The 4,093-nt window shown below is 59.1% G+C and carries 5 protein-coding genes; 4 read left to right on the plus strand and 1 reads right to left on the minus strand.

Annotation, left to right across the window (positions count from 1 at the left end; all coding sequences use genetic code 11):
• The 4 genes from ACH2EH_RS14710 to ACH2EH_RS14725 form a co-directional block, all read left to right on the plus strand.
• A partial coding sequence (locus ACH2EH_RS14710) for a sugar ABC transporter substrate-binding protein (RefSeq protein ID WP_395142796.1) occupies positions 1 to 843 on the plus strand: 843 nt, incomplete at its 5' end.
• The gene (locus ACH2EH_RS14715; RefSeq protein ID WP_395142800.1) at positions 815 to 1,822 is read left to right on the plus strand and encodes an ABC transporter permease; all 1,008 of its coding nucleotides are present in this window, start codon (positions 815 to 817) and stop codon (positions 1,820 to 1,822) included. The genes ACH2EH_RS14710 and ACH2EH_RS14715, both read left to right, overlap by 29 nt.
• Complete coding sequence (locus ACH2EH_RS14720) at positions 1,819 to 2,640, plus strand: hypothetical protein (protein WP_395142797.1); 822 nt, start codon at positions 1,819 to 1,821, stop codon at positions 2,638 to 2,640. Before ACH2EH_RS14715 ends, ACH2EH_RS14720 begins: the two co-directional genes overlap by 4 nt.
• On the plus strand, positions 2,637 to 3,767 hold the full coding sequence (locus ACH2EH_RS14725) for a glycosyltransferase family 4 protein (RefSeq protein ID WP_395142798.1): 1,131 nt from the start codon (positions 2,637 to 2,639) through the stop codon (positions 3,765 to 3,767). Before ACH2EH_RS14720 ends, ACH2EH_RS14725 begins: the two co-directional genes overlap by 4 nt.
• On the opposite strand, the gene ACH2EH_RS14730 is transcribed toward ACH2EH_RS14725, so the two are convergent.
• Positions 3,744 to 4,093: hypothetical protein (locus tag ACH2EH_RS14730; protein WP_395142799.1), on the minus strand; the 350-nt coding region annotated here is incomplete at its 5' end. The genes ACH2EH_RS14725 and ACH2EH_RS14730 overlap by 24 nt on opposite strands.

Consider the following 4,093-nt stretch of genomic DNA (forward strand, 5'->3'; position numbering starts at 1 on the left):
CTGGTGATGAAATCACTGGCCAATGAGTTCTTCAAGACCATGGAGGAGGGCGCGAAGAAGCATGAGCAAGTTAATGAGGATAAATATAAATTAATCTCAAATGGCATCAAAGATGAGCAAGATATCGCTAAGCAGCAGCAGCTTATTGAGCAGATGATTGGGCAGAAAGTCGCCGCGATTGTGGTTGCCCCTGCGGACTCTAAAGCGCTTGTCTCTATCTGCCAGAAAGCCGCCGCCGCTGGAATTGTGGTAGTGAATATTGATAATCGTTTTGATGCCGCTGTCATGAAAGAGAAGAAGCTCACGGTACCCTTTGTTGGCCCCGATAACCGAAAGGGCGCGAAGCTGGCTGGGGACTATCTCGCCACCAAGCTCAAGGCGGGCGATAAAGTCGCCATTATTGAGGGAGCCCCCACGGCCTTCAATGCACAGCAGCGTAAGGCGGGCTTCGAGGACGCGATAAAGCAAGCGGGGCTCGTCATCGCCGACAGCCAATCTGCCAACTGGGAGACCGACCAGGCCAGCAGGCTCGCCGCCGCAATGCTCACGGCACACCCGGACATCAAAGCCCTGCTCTGCGCCAACGATTCCATGGCCCTAGGCGCTGTCGCTGCCGTGAAAGCCGCGGGCAAGACGGGCAAGATACTAATCGTTGGTTTCGATAACATTGGAGCCACTCAAGCGCTCATCAAATCTGGCAGCGTTCTCTGCACCGTGGACCAGCACGGCGACCAGCTCGCGGCGTTTGGGATTGACTACGCCCTCGAAATGCTCTCCAAGAAAGCTACCCCAGTAGATAAAGAGACGCCCGTAGATCTCGTCACCGCCGAAACGCTCAAGTAGCATGTCGCGGAGCGACTTTGTGGCGAAACGCCAACCGCCCCGCGGAGCCACCCACGTCCATGTGGGCGGTCTTTTAGCGGCGATAGCGCTTCTCAGTGGCTTCTTTTCCTGGCGCTCCCCGACTTTTCTCACTCCGACAACGTTTCTGACAATTGCCAATCAGCTCCCTGAGGCAGCGCTGGTCGCTGTTGGGATGACTTTTGTGATTCTGATCGCCGGCATTGATCTCTCCGTAGGCAGTATTCTGGGCCTCGCCAGCGCGGTTCTCGGGCTCGCGCTGCTCCGCTGGCAGCTCCCGTTACCTCTCGCTGCGCTGTTTGGGATTTCTGCGGGGCTTATCGCAGGATTTCTCAATGGCCTTGTCACGGTTCTGCCTCGTTTACCGTCGTTTATTGTGACTCTGGGCATGCTAGAGGCGGCGCGCGGAGCGACCTATTTGCTCACCGACTCGCGCACGCAGTATCTGGGCGGCCCGGTCGAGAAGCTCACCGACGGCGGGATTCTAGGCCTCACGCCGCCGTTTTGGTGGGCGATTTCCGCTGTGGTGCTGGCGCAGGGAGTTCTCTCTCGGACCGTGTTTGGGCGAAATCTCTATGCGATTGGCGGAAGTGAACAAACGGCCTATCTCTCGGGCATCCCGGTGGCGCGGCTGAAGATCACGGTCTTTGCCATCGCCGGGGCACTAGCGGGGCTGGGCGGGCTCTTTAATGCGGCGCGGCTCTCTAGCGCGGACCCCAACGCGGGGACGGGAATGGAACTTTCCGCTATTGCTGCCGTCGTTATTGGAGGAACCAGCCTGACAGGCGGGCGCGGCTCGGTGCTTGGGACGTTTTTGGGGGTGCTGGTGCTGGCGATTCTCGGTAATGGCCTGGCACAGCTTGGCGTTCAAGAGCCCCTCAAGCGCTTGCTTACCGGCGCGGTGATTGTTTTCGCGGTAGTGTTGGATCGGCTGCGGTATAGTAGAGTGTCAGAAATATGAGTCAAGAAGCAGTTTCAAGGCGCGGGCTACTGGGTACCTCAATCAAATCAGCGGCAGAGCTGGTGGGGCCGCACTTACCTGGCTTCAAGCAACTGCCCGGCAAGCGCCTTCCCGTAATCTACTGCACAGACGGCACCGACGAGCTCGCCGATGCGCTGGAGCTTGCCTGCCTTTATGCCCAGCCGGAGCTTGAGCTACGCGGCGTGATTCTCGACACGGCAGTTGGCTCGGCGGGGTTTCGGACGGTGCACCAGCTCAACTACCTCACGGGACGCAGCGTTCTGGCGCTCAGTGGGCTCCAGAGTAAGCTGCGCACTGAGGCCGACCGTGCACTGAACCAGCCGGTCGAGACGCAGCAGGGCGTGAGCTTCTTACTCTCGGAGCTAGAGACAAACCGGGCGAAAGTGGCTCTTGTGGTGACGGGCTCTGGCCGTGATCTGGTCGCTGCCTACCATCGAAACCCGCGGCTCCTCCAGGCACGCTGCCGCGCGGTCTACGCCCCGCTGAGTGAGAGTGGAGATGTACATGCCCACGCCAGCCTGCTACGCTCTGGCCTGCCGCTCCACCGGCTCCTGGAAACGCGGGGACGTCTCAGCGATGTCCTTAACAGTGCCCCTGAGCCACTGGTGAAACTTTGCCACGGGCTCTGGCGCAAGGAAGTGGGCGATCCGCTTGCCTATTTACTTACCCCACTCGCGCCCGAGGAAAAAATAGCTCTTCTCCACACCGAGCGCACTCTGCGTAGTGGCGGCCTGATCCCGCACGGCCCCGCGACTGCGGAGCTGCTCGCACGCCTGCCCCTGACCCGAACCGCATGACGATAGACGTAATCAATACCGCCCTGCCGCCCCAGTTCGATGGCATCGGGCACTACACTGCCCTGTTTTGCGAAGAGCTGGCACACTCCGCAGAGGTTCGCTTACTCGTCCCCACCGGCCCCACCTACGATCCGATCGCCACTGTCCCGATTCTCCCCTGCTTCTCAGTGGACACACCCGATGGTATCCGGGCGATTCTGGAGCCGATTGTTGCCCGACAGCCCGACTGGGTCTTGCTTCAGTACAATCCGTTTCTCTACGGCAAGCGTGGCTACGCACCCCAGCTTGTCCCAACTCTGCGGGAGCTAAAGCGCCGCTGTCCGAAAACACGCTTGGCAGTGATGACCCATGAGAACTTTGTCCCGCGTTGGGTAAGCTGGCGCTTCACGGTTATGGCCACCTGGCAGGTGCCGCAGTACTGGAATTTGGGCCACACGGCGGATCTGTTCTTCGTCTCGATCCAAGTTTGGGCGGATCATGCGCGCGGCTGGTTCAAAAAAATCCCGGTTCACCACCTACCGGTTGCTTCAACAATGCCACATGTTGCGATTGAGCGCATCGAAGCTCGTCAGCGCCTCGCGATTCCTGAAGATACCGTGGCCGTAGGTTTTTTTGGAACCGCACATATTTCTCGTCTCCTTCCCTTGGTGGCTTCGACTCTTAGAGATGCACGGCAAAGCGGGGTAAATGCCCGCTTGCTCTATATCGGACCCGATGGTGCGGCAGTACGGGAGGCTCTGGGGGAGCTGGAGCCACTTTGCTCCGAGGGGCCGCTTCCCGCTGAGGAGGTTTCTCGGCGTTTTTCCGCAATGGATGTCTATCTTGCTGCCTTTACCGATGGAGTCTCCACGCGGCGAACCTCGCTGATGACCAGCCTTCAGCACGGAATCGCGACGGTGGGAACTGATGGGATTAATACGGACACTCTCTTGCGTGAGGCGAATGGGGAGGCGCTCCTGCTTGCGCCCGTCGGGGACAATACGGCTTTTGCCACGCAGACTTTAAAGCTGATTCGTGACCCCGAGCTGCGCCAGCGTATTGGGGCGGGCGGCAAGCGGCTCTACGACACGCGCTTCGACTGGAAGCCCGTGGTGCAGAGTTTTTTAGCGGCGCTGCGCGAGGTTTGACACAGGCCGGGCAGAAAAGGCCCGTTTCTGCTGCCCTGTCGCAATCTCGAAAATTCGCACGGTGCCGTCGAAGCCGCCTACTGCGATTTTCTGTGCGGCAAGGTCGGCATCTAGGCAGAACGTGAAGTCCCCACTCTGACCGAAGCTGCGTACTTCGTGCTGGGTGGTGAGATCGAGCAGTTTTACAATACCATCGCTGGCGAGCGTGAAAACTTGGTTGCCTTTTAAGCAAAGCTGGTAGAGTTCTTTTTCGCAGTTATGGGCCAAAAAGCGCGCATGGCCTTGCTTGAAAAAGCGCTCCTCCATATCGCCCGCATCGCCGGACT

The sequence above is a fragment of the Armatimonas sp. genome (assembly GCF_043760365.1).
Lineage (GTDB): Bacteria > Armatimonadota > Armatimonadia > Armatimonadales > Armatimonadaceae > Armatimonas.

Coding starts and splice junctions, on each gene's coding strand:
- ACH2EH_RS14720 (WP_395142797.1), top strand. CDS start 1,819: ATGAGTCAAGAAGCAGTTTCAAGGCGCGGGCTACTGGGTACCTCAATC.
- ACH2EH_RS14725 (WP_395142798.1), top strand. CDS start 2,637: ATGACGATAGACGTAATCAATACCGCCCTGCCGCCCCAGTTCGATGGC.